This window comes from Fulvivirga sp. AWR4_260, assembly GCF_056158185.1.
The window spans coordinates 4,126,369-4,142,844 of the sequence record NZ_JBSWSU010000015.1 but is presented as its reverse complement, the minus strand read 5'-3'; the positions used below and the strand labels follow the sequence as shown (position 1 = coordinate 4,142,844).

Sequence of the window (16,476 nt, the reverse complement as noted above, 5' to 3'; positions counted from 1 at the left end):
TCTAAGTTAGTAGGTATTTTTGCGGTCTTCTTTAGTTTAGAAGAGCTTAGCTTTTTTGTTGGAGGAGGTGTGTTAGGGGCTGGAGCACTTGCAGGTGTGCTGGTAGGGCTGCTATTGCCTGTAGTAGGAATCTCCCTTGCCTCACTCTCCGGTGCAGGTGCTTCTTCTTGTTTATCCTCTAATTCACTTTTTTTTTTAGGCTGTCACCAGTTTGGGCAGCTAAAGATATGGCAGCATTAATATGAGCTAACTTCATTAAAGTCAACTCTACATGTAAACGCTGGTTTTTGCTTCCTTTATAATTGAGGTCGCATTGGTTGGCAATATTTAAAGCAGTAAGTAAAAAGGACTTACTACATTGGTTGGCCTGCTCTATGTATTTTTCTTTGGTATTAGCAGGTACTTCCATAAGATGTACGGTAGCATTGTCTTTGCATACCATAAGGTTTCTTAGGTGTTCGCAGAGGCCAATGATGAAGTTATGTCCATCAAAACCTTGCTTTATAATCTCATCAAATATCAATAATGAATTAGTGATATCTTCTTGAAGCAGATAGTTAACAACCTTGAAATAATATTCGTAATCAAGAATGTGTAGGTTGTTTATGGTTGATTGATACGTAACATTTCTGTCTGAAGAAAATGTTACAATCAAATCGAAAATGGACAAGGCATCCCTTAGCGCGCCATCCGCTTTTTGAGCAATAAGGTGAAGCGCTTGCTCTTCTGCTTTAATACCTTCTGTTTCAGAAATTCTTTTTAAATGATCTGATATGTCTGATACTTGAATTCTGTTGAAATCAAAGATCTGACATCTCGATAAAATAGTAGGTATTACTTTGTGCTTTTCAGTAGTTGCTAATATGAAAATAGCGTATTCTGGTGGTTCTTCTAGTGTTTTAAGGAAAGCATTAAAAGCCGCATTCGAAAGCATGTGAACCTCATCTATGATATATACTTTGTATTTTCCATATTGAGGAGGGTATCTTACCTGATCTATTAAGTTACGGATGTCATCTACCGAGTTGTTAGATGCAGCATCGAGTTCGAATATATTGAGAGCATTGCCGTCACTTTTTTCATCAAACCCATTGATCATTCTGGCTAAAATTCGCGCACACGTAGTTTTTCCTACTCCTCTAGGTCCACAAAATAATAAAGCTTGTGCTAGCTTATTATTATCTATAGCGTTTTTTAGGGTAGTTGTAATATGACTTTGTCCTACTACTTCTTCAAAACCGGTTGGTCTGTACTTACGTGCTGAAACAACAAATTTATCCATCGCTCGAAGTTAACAAGTGTTGGTGAAACTGAAAAGAAACAATTAAAGTTAGTGATGAAATTGTTTCAACTAATTAAAATTTAGAAGCTTATGGCGAGGCCTTGAGTTACTTCATATACAAACTTATTGATGTTGATAATAGGTTTGTCTTCGTACTGTGCGGTAAATGAGGTTTTAAAGGCTAGTTTGTTGGTAATCTTAAATGCTATTACCAAATCGCCACTAAATCTGTTTCTGAAAACATCGCTGTCATTATCATACCCGCCTTGATAATAGGTAATGACATTGATATTCATGATGTCCTTAATGGGGAAGTTACCACTTATGTAGCTACTGGTTTTTAGAATTCCTTTTTCAATAATACCTCCATCTTCAGTCTGGCGTTTCCAATTTTCGCGTTCATACATGGCTCCAATGCCCATAAATAGTTGAGCATTTTCATTACTGATGAGTCTATATTTTAAGCCTCCTCCTTCTAAGTACCTTAGGGGCATGTTACGACCATCATCGTACTGAACCTGTGTGAATAGTTCGTAAGATAGTCTGTTTTTGCGCATTAGATTGATACGGAAATGGGTGTATCCTGTGCTTATTAATGGGCCACCTGTAGATTTATAATAATCAAGTTCATTAATGAGTATGTAAGCGTGCTTCTTACCTACATAAATAACATCACTCTCAGCCTCTAAGCCTACATATGTTACTTGCTTTTCTGCTGTGGTACTTTTATTGTTGACTTTAAAGTCGGTGCCAATGCCTCCCATAAAATAATTGGAAGAGTCTGAATCTATGCTGCCCTTTTTGACTTTAAGTATTTGGGCAGAAACGTTAAGTGTTATTAACGAAAAAAGAATAAAAACTATTGATGTCTTCATATTTTATTGAGGTTTACCTGCGAAAATAAAAAACACAGTAGATTAGAAAAACTTATTTCAATATATTCTTTACAGGATATTTGTTATGGCATATAAAATCCTTGTATATTTGCACCCTTGCAAAAATCCGGGGCCGACCGGTTTTGACAGGATGTGTGATTACGTGTGTAAGCATGCAGGCTCATGGGATGAGAGCCTTGAAAGATAGTTCCACAACACAATTGGCGAATCTAATTACGCCATGGCTGCCTAATTTCAGCTCAGTAGTTGAAATCTAAAGGCTTTAAGCGGTAACCGCCAAAGCGGTACCGAGCCACATTCCCCAGGACCTATGTTCTACAGGTACTGATCATGGAATGTCGACTCAGTAGAACTAGTGCTGGTAGGGTTGTGATGCCGGTGCGAAAATAAGCGCAAATAAGGTGAAGTTTGGTTGTTGTCTACCTGGCTTTACTCGAAAACTTGAAGACGACTAAGCATGTAGAAGACACGATAGTGGCCTTCACTGGACGAGGGTTCGAATCCCTCCGGCTCCACACGTAAAAACCCGCTTTACAGTAAGTAAAGCGGGTTTTTTTATTTTGAAATGGCGGTTTTTGCCACTAAAGTTGCCACTCCTAGGTCGTTTTTTGCACTCTCATAAAAGGTTAAATGAAGCAAGGTAAAGGAAAAAAGTACATGTATGTACCTGCTAGATTGGTAAACTTTAGTGATGAGGATAATCCGCACGGTGACATTAAAAAAAGATGGCATGTTGTATATCATGTTTGGAATGAGTGTAAGGAGGAATTGAAATGAAGGAGGTTTTCTGAAGGTATAAATGAAACGAATAATATCGTTAAAAGAAATTCTGTAGCTAGGAAGGTAATATCTGAATTAAGTGCTCTGCTCTCCGATGGATATGCGATAGGTGGGGAAGATGTGGAAGGTGAAAAAATTCAGGTTGGAGTCAATGTTAAGAAAATGGCCATAATTGAGGCATTTGATTATGATATATCTAATGAAGTGTTTAGCATATTTTCTGTGATGTTGTAGTTAACACGATTCTATTTGCAATCAAAATTCCGCTCTAATAAATTGCGGCAATGACTAAAATAGCAATTGCAGGCCTAATAACTTCAAGATTTTAGGGTATGGCTTCGTATCTACCTACAAAAAGGGAGAGAAAGGCAAGTACCAAATGGTAGTCAATAAGTCAGGATGGAAAACCTTGAAACGCAAGCTCAAGGCTTGTTCAAAAAAGACCAAACCATACAGCTTAGCTGAACGACTGACCAAACTGAAAGAAGTATTTACCGGATGGCTGCAACACTACCGATTGGCTAGTATACAAGCCAAGGTGAAGGAATTAGACGAATGGTTACGCAATAGACTGAGATACTGTATTTGGCACGACTGGAAAAAGCCAGAGCGAAAACGTAAAAACCTCATCCAATTACGAGTGAAACAAGGACAGGCTTATGCCTGGAGTAGAACCAGAATGGGAGGCTGGGCGGTAGCCCAAAGTCCTATTCTTAGAACTACCATTACCGTATCACGACTAAGAAAGAAAGGTTATAAAAGCATGCTGGATTATTACCTCAAACTTCAACCCGAGATTCAATGAACCGCGTAGTACGAGACCCGTACGCTACGTGGTGTGTGAGGCGCACCGTGGGCTTAAAGCTCACGGCCGTCTACACGATTGTGTGTAGTTACTTTCCAAATTTTATCATTTCCATCTTACCGAGATAGAAGACGAAATGAAATCTTACCCTACAGTCCGTTTCTACATCTTCAATTTTTAATGGAAGCCATTTCTTTCTAGTTTTTTCAAGGATTGCTACTACCTTTTGATCAAAATCTGTACTAATCCCCTGAATAACTTTTATGTTATCAATGTCTTTAGTTTTAATATCAAAATCAACTATCAATTCTTTTGACAAACTATCAATTGGGAAAGAATCAGGAAATTTAAAATTAATCGAAAAATAATGCCCAAATGAGGCAGATTTAGAATCATTAAATGTTGGGCTTGGGTTTAAAAACTCCCTAGTATTTGGAATAATATATTGAGAGACTCTATTTGCTCCTTTTCCATCATCTAGTTTTAAATGCTTGATCACGATCAGTCCTAAATCAACAATGTCGTTTTTTGGGTCAAATTCCTTAATAAGCGATTTTTCATTAATAAGGTGGTAATAAATAGAATCGCCTGATGGATTCAATGTCGCCATAACCAATTTTTCGTCTGAGACATCTTTAATATAATATACTTGCTCAGGAATTTTATAAACACTACCAGGAATCAGGTCGATATAATTTGAGCCATACTTTATAGTAAATCCTAATAGACTAGGGTCAAATGGAGATTCGGTAATTGACAGTTTAGATTTTTTAAAACTGAATTTAAGGTATTCATCAGACGCTCCAAATTTCCCGACAGTTGGTTGTGAATTACTGTCAATTATCTTTGTGCATAGCCAATTGCCTTGTAAATCGTCTTTTAAATTGTTGGCTTGGACAGAATTTATAACAATTAAGAATAATGCAAAGAGTAAAATTTGTTTCATATAGTCGTAAAATTACACACAACGTTCCAGCTAAACTGCGTTTTAATGCAGTTTAGGTTTTGTGTGTGCCCAGCATGGGCATATGGTATCTAAGATACCAAATTATTCCAGAGGGTGAAAGTCCCTTATGCGCGGGAGTCGTGTCCCGAAGCATTAGCAAGTCGCAAGGTGGTTTGTCGTGAGGCATGCACTGAAGGAAGTGAGACTGCAAATCCCGGTTCCAACGAACAGGAACTGGATACTGAGGCTGCATGAGTCGGATGAAGTAGCACATCATACTGACGTCCAAAAGTGGTTATCCACTCAGCACCTATGCAATAGATCCAGTGGATATTGGGTGAAGGAATATGCCCTTACCTGGGGAGGTCTCTCGCTCACGGGTTGGGTAGGGAGAAGTCAGCCGAAGTCATAGTAGTTATTGGTAACGAGCCTTGAAAAACAAGGAGGCCTCACTAGATAATGAAGGGCTGAACATTGAATCGTGTCGTAATTCGATTAGGAATACTGGTCTTTGAGCCTTTATAGCCTTTTCTTAAGCAGACAGAAGGAATACAACCCGAGATTCAATGAACCGTGTAGAACGAGACCCGTACGCTACGTGGTGTGTGAGGCGCACCCGTGGGCTTAAAGCTCACGGCCGTCTACACGATTATAGGCATTATTCGGAATCTAATCTATATCTGAGATTATGAATTTCATATCGATCTGGTATGTATGAGTAAAGAGGTAAAGCTATAAGGCTAGGAAAGCCTCTTGCTACACCCTGCTCATCCTTTTCGAGAATTCTGTTTATTTTGAGCTGCACCTCTTTAGGAGCGTTTTCCTCCTCTAATATCTCCCTCAATTCAGTATAACTTGAGTATGCAACTGAATTGTATAACCAGCTGAGCAAGTTATGAAAAATCGTGTCTGACTTTGTTGATAGTAATTTAATGACCCATTTTACGTTCTCTTTTTTCAGAAAAGGTAAGATTGATAAAGAGGCACGATCTGCTATTATTTTATCATTTTGTTCAATGATTTTCAGAACACTAATTATCACCATTTTTCTTTCTTCTTCTAAAAAAGAATTAGAGCTCAAATCTTCCAAACCCAAGGTTGCTGCCAAAGTGATATATGGATTTTGTTGATTTCCTAATGCCTTGAGAATAGCTTTAAGGCGAATATCTTGCGGTAACAGGGAGGGATAAATCAAAATATTTGATACGGCATTTGAATCTTCCCATTTATTTAAGATGGATTTTATAAGGTCTATATCTTTCTCATCCAAATCCTTCAGTTCTCTTTTTGCGTGCTGTAATCTATCAAGGTTATCCGCTGTCAAGAAAGAGTTTAGATTTTCATTCATAGTAACAAAGTTCCTTACTGAAAGACAAATTAAGCTGACTTCATCTGATCCATTGCTCTCTGTAGTGCTTGAATTTCAGGTGTCATTACAGGTCTGTGCTCACCCTCAGGAAGCCCGTCTAAAATTGCATTTCCTTCTTTGTAGGTGTCATCTAATTCGCCATCACTGCGGGACAAGAAACGTACTCCGGAGATGTCGTATCCTAGATTTTTCAATCCTGCTTTCGCATTACTTGTATTAACAGATGGGGTTACACGATAATGACCGCTACCATTGTCTACCCAAACGAATTTACCTTTTGATATGACAAAATTACCCGCAGCCACAACTGCTCCAAGAGAAGCCAACTGCGAATGAGGAATAAACTGGAAGAAATTCTTAGCCGTTCCTCCTTCCCCAACATAATTTGCCGCTGGCATGTATCGGACTCTAAAAGATGGGTCGATAGTGAACATATAAGAACCATCACCCAGAACTTGGCCGTTAGCACCCATCACTTCTTGGCTACCATCTTTTGGAGATAGCAAAGCCAAAAAACTGAAATCGACCTTTGCATCTACTTGTGCTCCTTTTTTCCTATGCAACACATTTTCCACTTGGTCAACGAATTTATGACCAACATCCAATTCTTTAAGTATCACTTTAAACTTTTCGGAATATTTGCCAGACTTAAAGAGTGACGTGAGACTGAAAAATCGCAAAGCCTTTGATGAAGCTTCAGCGCTTACCGCGTACTTTGGAATTTCGACTGTCCCGACTTTCACCATTTTTGGAGGGCCACTTTCAAAACCTTCGTGAACAACATCGCGGCTAAGTCTTAACTTTATTACATTCTCAGACCCAGAAGTTAACTCTTCAAGGGCTCGTTTCAATTCCAAGAACCCCATCGTTGAAAGACGTCCGGCCCTTCTTTCAGCCACTGCAGCTGCCTGCCACTGATCTTGTTTGATCCTAGTGACCTGCCCTAGATGATCATGGGGAATGTTGAATTTAGCAAGTTCAGGATGTAACAGAGGGATCGCTTCCTCATCAACTCCAGGCTCATTGAGCAAAGGAAAGTTCCGAACCCAGGATCGAATAAGATTAGTCCCTTTCTCAAAAGTATCCCAAGCATCATTCCCACTGATTGCGGTTTTCTCATTACCAGTCCAATCTTGAAATTGATGAAGTATGAGACTTAGGAGATAGGATACTCTTTTGAGCTTCTTGTCTTTGTTTCCTTTAACTTCGTCAACCAAGTTTTCAAGTGTCATGCCTTCCTCTTTTTCTTGATGACGATCGATCATTGTGTGAAAACTCTCAAAATCTGCTTTACCATGACGATATAAGAAGAGCTCTTTCAATTTTTCGATTGATGCATCGCTGAGAGGTTCTCCCTGTCCATCGGTTAATTTCCTCTGTATTGCAAATTCCCCTTTTTGACTTATGGAGCTTTTGGTGTTTTTTTCGACTGGACCTTTTTTGTGCATCGCATCGTTGTTGCCTGATGACAATGCCTTTTTTCCCATAAAATCAGCCTCTTTCTCTAATCCTGCATCGTCATTCACATTCACTTCACCTTTCATCTGCCTCGTAGGCTTTACCCGTCCTTGCTTTTGCTGCACCACATGCCAAGCCTCATGAGGGAGATGTTTTTCCTGTCCTGAAGCTATGTGAATATTTGTTCCCTGAGCATAAGCATGGGCATTCAGTTGAGCAGGTTTATCAGAATTATAATGCACTTTTATATCATCCATAGAATAACCGGAAAGATTTTCTATGCCTGATTTGAGGTTGTCTGGAAGACCGGTGTTGTTTTCTTTCTTTTGAACAGGCTGTTCTTGTTTAATAGCATGATCATTCGTCATGTCCTGAAAAGCCCTTAGTTGTGTAACGCGAGGACGGTTATTTGCCACCTCTTGCAGTTTCCGCTGAGCAACGGCTTCAGGTCGATTGTCCACAAACTGAAAAGTTGACTTACTACCATTTTGCTTTTGAGAGATAGCATTCGCAACCGCTTGAATTTTGTTCTCTTGAATTTTGTCAACGTGAGTATGCATAATAAATTCTTTTCGGTTTTGGTGAATCGCCTATAACAATTGTATAAGGTACACAAACATTCCCTTATTTCTATTATGGTGGTCAATCTAAAGGATTTTTAATTAATTTCATAGTGGTATTGGCTACATGAGTATAGATCTCTGTCGTTTTACTAGAATTATGTCCCAACAGCACTTGAATTTGACGAAGATTTACTCCGGCCTCTAATAAATGTGTAGCAAAACTATGTCGTAGCATGTGAGGAACAACTGACTTGGTTATCTTTGCTTGCCTGACTTTAGTGTCATTGATTTATGAAATAATAAAAGCCTTTAACCTTTAATCAAAACCCTCATTTCTCCTCCTTGATAATCTCTTGCGTAAATCTCTTAAATCAATAATACCCTACTGCACATTACATCATTTTTGGCTGTAAGAAGCCTAAGTGTGATGCAATTTTAATCCGGTATTAGAATATGTGGTTATAATAACGGTATCTATTTACTTAAGAGGTAATTGTAATTAAACTAATAGTATAGATTCCGATGCTAATGAAGTTAGCTAAAGTCATGAAATATAAATATAATCCACCTCGCTTAGTAAATTATAATAGAGAGCAATACCCACATGGGGACGTTTCGAAAGAATGGTATTGCTCAAAAGGTAATGACTAGTCGGAGTCGACTTCAATTACTTATTTTTTGCTTTTGTGCGTTTCGTGCTTGGCGTATGGGGGAATTCATTATCAGTGCAAACAGAATCAATAAGAGTCAGGCAAGGGAAGTTGTTGGTCGTTTCATTATGCTAAATTTTGAAGGTGTAAATTTATAAAACTTGGATTAGTCATATATAGATATGTAAGAAAGCGCACGTTTTGCTTTTATAACTCCTTAATCTTTAATGATATCACTCACGGCTGTATGTATATTACATGTTGCTTTTGATAATTTGTAGTGCTCGTAAGGCTATTCGATAAGAGTTGTTCTTATTGTTGTTTTTAGCTTTTTTTTATATGATAAACATATAAAGGAGTTCGCAACTCTATTCTTTTCTATTTTTCAAGTATAGTAAAATGCACTTTTATATTCAGTAGCAAATGTATGTTAAAATATTACTGAAAAATCATATGCTTTTACGTGCTATTTATGAGGTTTTTTAATGAAATATGAAATTACTTATTCTGGAGAGCGTATATTTTATACTAATTATCGTATATGCAATATTTGTGTACTATTATGCAATAATAGTTATCATAACCTAATGATGATTTATGTAAACTTGAAGTGCTGAATAAAATGCTTAAATTCAGGCGATAATATAATAAAAACCAAAAATAACAACTCATATGAAACTAGGTAAAATATTACTAGGGCTATTGTTAACCTTCTCATTATTAAGTGTTTTCTCTTGTTCGGACTCGAATGAGGATATTGCTCCTAAAAAACAGCATGACGAGCTGGCTGATACTGTAGGCGGTGAAGGTGAAGAAATAAGAAGGCCTTAATAAGTATATTAAGATGATTCCCTCATTCATTATTGAATGAATGTAATATAATACTGCATTTTAAATTGTTAAGTGGGGTATTATTGGGCAACTTAGCAGGCATATTATATCTTAACCTAAAACAACCAACCTCTAATGTATAATTCGTTTGGTAAGTACTGGTCAGCATGGCTCATGTCGCTGGTATGTCTGCTAAGTGCATGTTCTGATTTTGCTGTAGAGCCACAGTCCCTTCCTGACGATGCTGCATCGTTAGAAAAGCTATTAAAAACCTCTGAATCTCCCGAAGAGCAGATGGAGATTTATTATAAATTGTCATTTGTATATGAGAAGTCAGATCCAGACTTGGCAAAGCATTATTTAGAAAAGCAATTGTCATTAGCTGAGCAAGAAGGAGATGTCTTTTATGAAGCTAAAGCTCGCTCAGGAGTTGCTATATTTTTAAGAAGAGATGGTCAATTAAAATTGGCTTTAAATAATTATTTAGAAGCTATTAATCTATACGGAAAGCTTGGAGAGGAGGCGCGGCAAGCAGATGATCTTAATAATGTTGGCTTCTTGTTTATGCATGCCAAGGGATTTCAGGAAGCTATTCCGTACTTTTCTAAAGCGGCTGCAATTTATCAAAAAGCAGGAGATCAGCGTTATGAAATCATCTCACGCACTAATCTTGCTATTTGTTACTCTGCTCCATCAGTTAACCGAATGGCCGATGCGCAGCAGGAGTTAACTGAGGCTATAAGTATTCAAAAAGAAATGGATATAAGTAATGAGTCTAGGTTGGCTTATTTGTATAACGAACTGGGTAGAATTTATTTCATGGACAAGCAGTATGCTGAAGCACTAGAGCAATACAGTGCTGCGCTATCGTACGAAAAGGATATGGATAATGTAACTAAGTCAGACATTTACCATAATATGGCGGAAGTTTATCTGTATAAAGAAAATCTCAGTGAGGCTCGTAATTGGTTGGATGTAGCGCATAATCTTTCAAATGCGGATGTTGATAATAGCCGTTTGATGGTGCGAAGACTAAATATTGAAACTGAGCTTTATCAAAAAGAAGGAAATTATGCTAGTGCCTTGGCTACTTCTCGCAAGGCTATAGAAATATCAGACAAAGACATGGTTAATGAGCCATTGCAAGGGGCTGTAGCATTGGCAATAGTTAGTGAGAAGATGATGAGTAAAGCAGGAGCAAAAATTAGTAATGGTGAAATTTTTGCGCTCACGGATTTGCAAGCCCGTCAAAACGAACTGCGAGATGAGTTTAATACTATAGATAAAAAGCCACTTTTATCAGTACTTGCAGGTGAGGCTAATGAGTATCATGCAAAAATACAGGCATTGGAAAATAATGCTTATAATAGGCTGATTACAGGTGTGGCTAGTGGGGTGGTGTTTATTTTATTGAGCGTAATAGCCTTTATTATTTTCAATGAGAGGATAAAAAAACTTATACTAAAATCTAAAGCCGATTATTGTATAGACTTGGTGGAAAACTGGGATAAACATATGGGCAAGAGGAAGTATTAACAGATAGAACAATCATTTAACCTTTAATTTACAAGGCGAAAGCACCTCAATGAGGTGCTTTTTTATTTTGATATGTTATTTTTCATAAAATTGAGGCATACGTCTAGTTTGGCTCTTAGCTCTATATTATTTTTTAGTACGGTGTCCATGTCCAGTACTGCGGCTTCCAACTTTTCAAGTGTTTCTTCTATAATAGGTGGGTCACTTTCTTTTCTTAAGCTTTTTGCATAGGTAAGAAAGTGCTTATACTTTTCAGATTGGATGTTGTGGTCAGGGTTTTCTTCCAGAAACTCATAATTTATATTGCCTTTTCCATAGAAAAGCTCTTCAATAGAAATGTCGAACACACTGTTTACATGAGCCATAAATTCGGCTGTAGCTTTCATGCTGGCTTTTTCAATTCTAAATATTGTGTCTTTTGAATAGATATCTTTTCCTGCGTGTGCGTTGAGCTTATCTGCAAATTGTTGTAATGATAATTTTTCGCCTTTTCTTAATTCGGCAATGTTTTCACCGATAGATTCTCTGATATCTTTATTCATTTGAATATAAGCGATATGTGTGCTGCTACTAGTTTAAAAAATTGTTCTTAAGGAATAAAGATAGTTAAAAAAAATATTCCTTATCAATAAATGCATCAATTAAACCCCTTAGGGCGCCTTTTGATCTGGTTTTTATCTTAAAAATATAATTTAAGGTTTTTATTTTGCGTTTTTGTATATATAATTTCTCTATTATCGCGAAATTATCTCGAATATGTTTTGATATGTGAGAAATTAATATGTTATTTGATTTGTGATAACGAAATAGAGCTGTTTACATCTTAATGAGTAAAAAGAAGGGTGAAGAGTTACGGGCTATGGACAGTGAGTTGGCTAAGACCCTTGAGAAATTAAAACCATGTATTGTGAGGTGCACTTTCTGATGCAGTGTCTTTGAGTTGGCTATAAAAAAGCTGTATGTATTTATCAATGCTTTGTTTCTGTTAGAATAGAAGCTATCTGAGAATCGAGATTGTGCTTGACATACTTAAGGTACATAATGAAATTTCAGAATATGATGACAATAAATGAAATCAACAATTGGGTTTAGGTTGAAGATAAGTCCCATCGCTGCAGGGGTGTAACAATGGGCATCCTTTATGAATCATAAAGGTTATTCAAGCCCTTCAAACGGAAGGGCGGGTTTAGGTTGAATGCCATTAGCGGCAGCGGCTTTAATCTGACGGCCGTTGCGCTAATGGTAATTGAAAAGCAATTTGTAAGGCTGATATAAGGAAGGTAGTGTGAGTTAGTCTCAGCGCTACCCTCCATTTTCTACTAAGTGCTAAAATGAATGATGAAAATCCTGAGTGTTGATGGTGAGTAATTCAGGTAGGTGTGAAACGTAAAGTAAAACGTTCCCTCTTTGCTAATCATGACCTTATATAAGAGTTAACCATTGTCTAAGGGAAAAGGTATGATAATTTTCCTATTAGGCTTAGGTGAAAAGAAGTTATTCTATTGAGTAAGTAAAAATCTTAAGTTATGCGTGAAAAGGAAAATAGCCAATCTGAGGAGGTTAAGGAATTAAGAAATCTTTTAGATGCTTTTATAGTGGATATGCAGGCGCAGCTGCACGCTTATGTTGAGCTTAATACTGAACTAGTGGCCTGTATTAATGAGAAAGGCCTTTATAATAGCCCTAAACCTAAGGCTTTTTTGGCTGACTTTGAGGGTGGATTTCAGCAAATGTATGATAAAATGCAGGCGCATATAGCCTTTCTTAAAAGCAATAGTGAAAAGCTGCAAGCCTAAAAGTATTTACCTAAAAGCCTCTCTGATATGACCAACAATACATTTAATGCTGCTGATTACCAACACTTTTTGCTGGTGTATAATCAACTTATAGAATCAATGGAAGAGCTGTTTGAGCGCTATGAAGAAAGCCATATGGAATTTTCTAAAATCATTTATGATGATGCTATGAATTCTATAATGAACGATGTCCATTTCATTACTCCATATGAACATCAGGTAACTATGCTGCATGACCAGTTTAAAGAACAGATAATGCAGCTCAAAAGCTTCCGTGGCATGGTGCAGCTAAAGCGCATAAAACAAATGATAATGGAGACTGCTTGAGAAAATGCAGTTAATTCTGTAGTCTAACCTAAACTCCATAACGAGTTTTTTTAATAATTGTACTGAGAGGAAATTCTTTTACCAAAGTCCTCAATTTCAAATCCTTTTGTCAGTTCTGGAAATATTGGTTTCTCTTACTTGAATTGGTCGAAGTATCTCCCAATAGAACTTTTTTAGTTGTCTGGTGCGCGATATTTCTTGATGATATCTAATTATCGAATCATTGACTTCATTTCGAAACTCGCGGCAGTGGGGATAATCGGGCTTTATGACACTAATATGCTCAACATAATTTGCAAGTAGATCTATGTAATCATTAATCATCTCTTGCAAAGGAGTTCTCAATAAATCACTCTCTTAACGGTACTGGGCGTGATACTGATCTATTTCGGTGCAGTAGTTGGCATTCCTGAGTCTGTATCAATGGTTTTATAAAACTCTTTCTAAGAATTTGAAAGTTTGTCACATGTTGAATTAATAATGCTATTAAGTGACTAGGCTTAAATAAGCGTTACAGTTAGCACTGCCCAATTAAGCAGTGCTATTTTTCTTTTTATAAGTTCTGATGTTACTTTTTTCTAAGTAGTAAAATTTGTTTTGCATAGGTTGTTTACTTATTTATTTGGGATGTAACATGTGTAGAATGAGAGCGGTGCTTTGTCTTATTTTAATGCTGAAGCCCATCATTTTAGTTAATGATTTGTTGGAGGTGATGGGTGTTTATTAATGTAGATTAAGAAATGGCAAATTTGATATTCCTTTCTTTGTGGAAGAATATAGCACGAATTAAACACTATTTGAAGTTGGTTAATGGCGTCTGAGTAGAGGCCTAAAATAGTATTTTCTTGCTAAGCTAACTGGAGTTAAAGTTCAGATTGGCTATAAATTTTCTGATCGAACACAGGTGTAGTTAATAGCTGGTGCTGCATAAAGTTTTAGGTATGTGCCGTCAATTATGAATTTAGATATTATGTACGATTCAATTCTGAGCAATTTTGCAAAACATGTAACATTAAATGAGCCTGAAAAACAAGCTCTATTAAGTTGTTTGCAGCCAAAAGAGTATAAGAAAAAGGAAAAAGTTTTATTGGAAGGAGTTGTGTGTAAAGAGATATTCTTTGTAGCTGAGGGTTGTTTAAGGATTTACCACACTGATGAGAAAGGGGAGGAACACACGGTAAGTTTTTTTATTGAAAACTGGTGGGCTACCGATGTGGCCAGTTTCTATTCTAGGACGCCTGCGTTTTATGCAATTGATGCCCTAGAAGATTCAAAAGTGTTTTCTCTTGGCATAGATGTGCTTGAAGAGTTGTATGATGCTTCTCCCAAGTTCGAACGTTTTTTTAGAATACTAATACAAAATGGATATGTGCTTTATCAAAGAAGAATGACTTCAGCGCTTTTCCGATCAGCAAAGACACGATACCATAATTTTCAAAAGTTGTTTCCTGCACTTGAAAATAGAATTTCAAAGAAAATCATTGCGTCATACCTAGGGATAACTCCTGAGTTTTTGAGCTTACTAAGAAAAAATGAACTCACAAATGAGCTATGAGTTTTTCAAATGCTTTCTATAGCAATACACAATTTAATTAAACAATAATAATATGATGAAGAGCCTGTTGATGGTTTTTATAATGACATCCACATTTTGTTTACCCTCTCAAGTGGATGGTGCAGAGGGATTAATGGCGCTGCCTTTAACTAGTAAAAGTACAATAACACCAAATAAGAAAGAGATGAAAGATACTAACATAGATAAAAATAAAAAGGCCTGGATGATATATGAGAAATATTTAGGTGCTTGGAATACAACGTCAATCGAGGAGAGGTTGAAAATTGCTAATGAAGTGCTGGTAGAGGGTATCGAATATCAGACAGCTAGACATGATTTGACTATTGGGAGAGCGTTGGTTATTGAAGATATGGCCACATTCCATGAACGATTTCCGGGAGCACATTTTGAAATAGGAGGTGTCACATCGCATCACAATGTAGCTGTATTGGTTTGGGTAATCATTCAGGCAGATGGTAAAGAGTTTGCTAGAGGGAATGATCAGATTCGCTTTTCAGATGATGGGAGAATTTTAAGCATAACTACTTTTGCTCCTTCGGTTTTACATCCTTAAATGAAAAAGAATCTTTGTTTTCTCTTTTTGTGAATAGGTTAATTCTTATTTATCCATTCAGCTTCATAGGTTTGACTATACACAATGTCTAAAGGATATTGTGTATGTTTTTAACCTAGTTTAGGCTTCATAGTTAAGGAGTTTAAAATGTATTAGGAGTAGTCAGACACTGTAGTGAAACGCCTGCAATGTAGTTAGCGGATTAATATGTTTAAGCTCCATTTTTGCATTTTCTTATAGTGATTAAAACAATTACATCGGGCGTATCTATGGTTTTTTGTCTGGTTGATAAAGGGTAATGACCTTATCTGGAGCTAAAAGTTCTGATGTTGGCTCGCTTATTTTAACTACTGCATGTAAAGCCAATTCAAATCCCATATTGTAAAGCCCATAAAGTTTAGCTTTCAATGAGGCTTCTGTTCATTATTTCTTAAATATTTGTTAATCAGTAATTTTTGTGGTGCTCGGTGTTTCATGCAAGTTTTGTGTTGATGACACAACCTGATTTGAGATTATTTAAAAAAATCAAAAAAGGCAATAAAGAGGCTCTTGAGAGTCTTTTTATGAAGCATTATTCATCGTTATGTAACTTTGTTACTCACCTGATAGCAGACCCAGAAAGTGCTGAGGAGATAGTTTCGGATGTATTTTTCTTGATCTGGAGTGATCGGAAAAAGCTTAACGTTCATACTAACGTCAAATCTTACCTATTTACTATAGCCAGAAACAAAGCACTGTTACACATTAAAAAAAGGCCTTTTTTAGTGGAGAATATTGATAATGCTCTTGATGCGGAAGACTTTAATAATCCGGAAACCCACCTATTATTCAATGAGCTCAACTCTCATTATCAGCGGGCTTATGAGGCGCTGCCGCACCAGTGCCGTCTAATATTTAAGATGCATAAAATAGATGGTCTTAAATATGTTCAGGTCGCTAAAATTCTTGAAATTTCTGTTAAAACGGTAGAAAGCCAGATGGGTAAAGCCCTGAAATTAATAAGAGAGGCTATTGAAAACTATCAGGTAGAGAAACATTAACTAAGTGTTACCATTACCTTTTAGTGATAACAATTTCATAAACATTTCCTAGTAGGGGTAAGAAGCGG

Annotated in this window: 16 protein-coding genes and 1 other RNA gene; 10 read left to right on the top strand and 7 right to left on the bottom strand. The window is 36.8% G+C overall.

The window, feature by feature from the left end; all coding sequences use genetic code 11:
• Positions 1–178 precede the first annotated feature (178 nt).
• Both dnaX and ACXACQ_RS23325 read right to left on the bottom strand, forming a co-directional pair.
• Positions 179–1,282 (bottom strand): DNA polymerase III subunit gamma/tau, encoded by a 1,104-nt coding sequence (dnaX, locus tag ACXACQ_RS23330; RefSeq protein ID WP_474978418.1) that lies wholly within the window; start codon positions 1,280–1,282, stop codon positions 179–181.
• An 80-nt stretch (positions 1,283–1,362) separates the two neighbouring features.
• Entirely contained in the window at positions 1,363–2,157 is a 795-nt protein-coding gene (locus ACXACQ_RS23325; RefSeq protein ID WP_474978417.1) for a DUF481 domain-containing protein, read from the bottom strand.
• 129 nt (positions 2,158–2,286) lie between these two features.
• Here ACXACQ_RS23325 and ssrA point away from each other — a divergent pair.
• The 3 genes from ssrA to ACXACQ_RS23310 all read left to right on the top strand — a co-directional run bounded on the left by ssrA (position 2,287) and on the right by ACXACQ_RS23310 (position 3,763).
• Positions 2,287–2,696, top strand: a transfer-messenger RNA (tmRNA) gene (ssrA, locus tag ACXACQ_RS23320).
• 112 nt (positions 2,697–2,808) lie between these two features.
• Positions 2,809–2,955, top strand: a complete 147-nt coding sequence (locus tag ACXACQ_RS23315; protein WP_474978416.1) for a hypothetical protein — start codon at positions 2,809–2,811, stop codon at positions 2,953–2,955.
• Positions 2,956–3,337: 382 nt separating this feature from the next.
• Complete coding sequence (locus ACXACQ_RS23310; protein ID WP_474978415.1) at positions 3,338–3,763, top strand: group II intron maturase-specific domain-containing protein; 426 nt, start codon at positions 3,338–3,340, stop codon at positions 3,761–3,763.
• A gap of 88 nt (positions 3,764–3,851) precedes the next feature.
• Here the strand turns inward: ACXACQ_RS23310 and ACXACQ_RS23305 are convergent, their stop codons facing one another.
• The 4 genes from ACXACQ_RS23305 to ACXACQ_RS23290 form a co-directional block, all read right to left on the bottom strand.
• Positions 3,852–4,709 carry a hypothetical protein gene (locus ACXACQ_RS23305; protein WP_474978414.1) on the bottom strand — a complete coding sequence of 286 codons (858 nt, stop codon included), beginning with the start codon at positions 4,707–4,709 and terminating at the stop codon, positions 3,852–3,854.
• Positions 4,710–5,367: 658 nt separating this feature from the next.
• Entirely contained in the window at positions 5,368–6,057 is a 690-nt protein-coding gene (locus tag ACXACQ_RS23300; protein ID WP_474978413.1) for a hypothetical protein, read from the bottom strand.
• Positions 6,058–6,086: 29 nt separating this feature from the next.
• Positions 6,087–8,096: an eCIS core domain-containing protein gene (locus ACXACQ_RS23295; protein WP_474978412.1), complete on the bottom strand. Its 2,010-nt coding sequence runs from the start codon at positions 8,094–8,096 to the stop codon at positions 6,087–6,089.
• Positions 8,097–8,178: 82 nt separating this feature from the next.
• Positions 8,179–8,388 carry a tyrosine-type recombinase/integrase gene (locus ACXACQ_RS23290; protein WP_474978502.1) on the bottom strand — a complete coding sequence of 70 codons (210 nt, stop codon included), beginning with the start codon at positions 8,386–8,388 and terminating at the stop codon, positions 8,179–8,181.
• A 1,033-nt stretch (positions 8,389–9,421) separates the two neighbouring features.
• On the opposite strand from ACXACQ_RS23290, the gene ACXACQ_RS23285 reads away from it, so the two are divergent.
• Together ACXACQ_RS23285 and ACXACQ_RS23280 are read left to right on the top strand one after the other, a co-directional pair.
• Positions 9,422–9,580, top strand: a complete 159-nt coding sequence (locus ACXACQ_RS23285) for a hypothetical protein (RefSeq protein WP_474978411.1) — start codon at positions 9,422–9,424, stop codon at positions 9,578–9,580.
• A 135-nt stretch (positions 9,581–9,715) separates the two neighbouring features.
• Positions 9,716–11,116 (top strand): tetratricopeptide repeat protein, encoded by a 1,401-nt coding sequence (locus ACXACQ_RS23280; protein WP_474978410.1) that lies wholly within the window; start codon positions 9,716–9,718, stop codon positions 11,114–11,116.
• Positions 11,117–11,178: 62 nt separating this feature from the next.
• Here ACXACQ_RS23280 and ACXACQ_RS23275 read toward each other — a convergent pair whose 3' ends face one another.
• The gene (locus ACXACQ_RS23275; RefSeq protein ID WP_474978409.1) at positions 11,179–11,658 is read right to left on the bottom strand and encodes a helix-turn-helix domain-containing protein; all 480 of its coding nucleotides are present in this window, start codon (positions 11,656–11,658) and stop codon (positions 11,179–11,181) included.
• A gap of 984 nt (positions 11,659–12,642) precedes the next feature.
• On the opposite strand from ACXACQ_RS23275, the gene ACXACQ_RS23270 reads away from it, so the two are divergent.
• The 5 genes from ACXACQ_RS23270 to ACXACQ_RS23250 all read left to right on the top strand — a co-directional run bounded on the left by ACXACQ_RS23270 (position 12,643) and on the right by ACXACQ_RS23250 (position 16,408).
• Positions 12,643–12,912 (top strand): hypothetical protein, encoded by a 270-nt coding sequence (locus tag ACXACQ_RS23270; protein WP_474978408.1) that lies wholly within the window; start codon positions 12,643–12,645, stop codon positions 12,910–12,912.
• Positions 12,913–12,939: 27 nt separating this feature from the next.
• Positions 12,940–13,239 (top strand): hypothetical protein, encoded by a 300-nt coding sequence (locus ACXACQ_RS23265; protein ID WP_474978407.1) that lies wholly within the window; start codon positions 12,940–12,942, stop codon positions 13,237–13,239.
• Positions 13,240–14,209: 970 nt separating this feature from the next.
• Positions 14,210–14,794 carry a Crp/Fnr family transcriptional regulator gene (locus tag ACXACQ_RS23260; protein ID WP_474978406.1) on the top strand — a complete coding sequence of 195 codons (585 nt, stop codon included), beginning with the start codon at positions 14,210–14,212 and terminating at the stop codon, positions 14,792–14,794.
• 52 nt (positions 14,795–14,846) lie between these two features.
• Positions 14,847–15,368 carry a hypothetical protein gene (locus tag ACXACQ_RS23255; RefSeq protein ID WP_474978405.1) on the top strand — a complete coding sequence of 174 codons (522 nt, stop codon included), beginning with the start codon at positions 14,847–14,849 and terminating at the stop codon, positions 15,366–15,368.
• A gap of 506 nt (positions 15,369–15,874) precedes the next feature.
• Positions 15,875–16,408: an RNA polymerase sigma-70 factor gene (locus tag ACXACQ_RS23250; protein ID WP_474978404.1), complete on the top strand. Its 534-nt coding sequence runs from the start codon at positions 15,875–15,877 to the stop codon at positions 16,406–16,408.
• Positions 16,409–16,476: the final 68 nt, after the last annotated feature.

Coding starts and splice junctions, on each gene's coding strand:
- ACXACQ_RS23255 (WP_474978405.1), top strand. CDS start 14,847: ATGATGAAGAGCCTGTTGATGGTTTTTATAATGACATCCACATTTTGT.
- ACXACQ_RS23310 (WP_474978415.1), top strand. CDS start 3,338: ATGGTAGTCAATAAGTCAGGATGGAAAACCTTGAAACGCAAGCTCAAG.
- ACXACQ_RS23265 (WP_474978407.1), top strand. CDS start 12,940: ATGACCAACAATACATTTAATGCTGCTGATTACCAACACTTTTTGCTG.
- ACXACQ_RS23305 (WP_474978414.1), bottom strand. CDS start 4,709: ATGAAACAAATTTTACTCTTTGCATTATTCTTAATTGTTATAAATTCT.
- dnaX (WP_474978418.1), bottom strand. CDS start 1,282: ATGGATAAATTTGTTGTTTCAGCACGTAAGTACAGACCAACCGGTTTT.
- ACXACQ_RS23280 (WP_474978410.1), top strand. CDS start 9,716: ATGTATAATTCGTTTGGTAAGTACTGGTCAGCATGGCTCATGTCGCTG.
- ACXACQ_RS23300 (WP_474978413.1), bottom strand. CDS start 6,057: ATGAATGAAAATCTAAACTCTTTCTTGACAGCGGATAACCTTGATAGA.
- ACXACQ_RS23270 (WP_474978408.1), top strand. CDS start 12,643: ATGCGTGAAAAGGAAAATAGCCAATCTGAGGAGGTTAAGGAATTAAGA.
- ACXACQ_RS23315 (WP_474978416.1), top strand. CDS start 2,809: ATGAAGCAAGGTAAAGGAAAAAAGTACATGTATGTACCTGCTAGATTG.
- ACXACQ_RS23285 (WP_474978411.1), top strand. CDS start 9,422: ATGAAACTAGGTAAAATATTACTAGGGCTATTGTTAACCTTCTCATTA.
- ACXACQ_RS23295 (WP_474978412.1), bottom strand. CDS start 8,096: ATGCATACTCACGTTGACAAAATTCAAGAGAACAAAATTCAAGCGGTT.
- ACXACQ_RS23260 (WP_474978406.1), top strand. CDS start 14,210: ATGTACGATTCAATTCTGAGCAATTTTGCAAAACATGTAACATTAAAT.
- ACXACQ_RS23325 (WP_474978417.1), bottom strand. CDS start 2,157: ATGAAGACATCAATAGTTTTTATTCTTTTTTCGTTAATAACACTTAAC.
- ACXACQ_RS23275 (WP_474978409.1), bottom strand. CDS start 11,658: ATGAATAAAGATATCAGAGAATCTATCGGTGAAAACATTGCCGAATTA.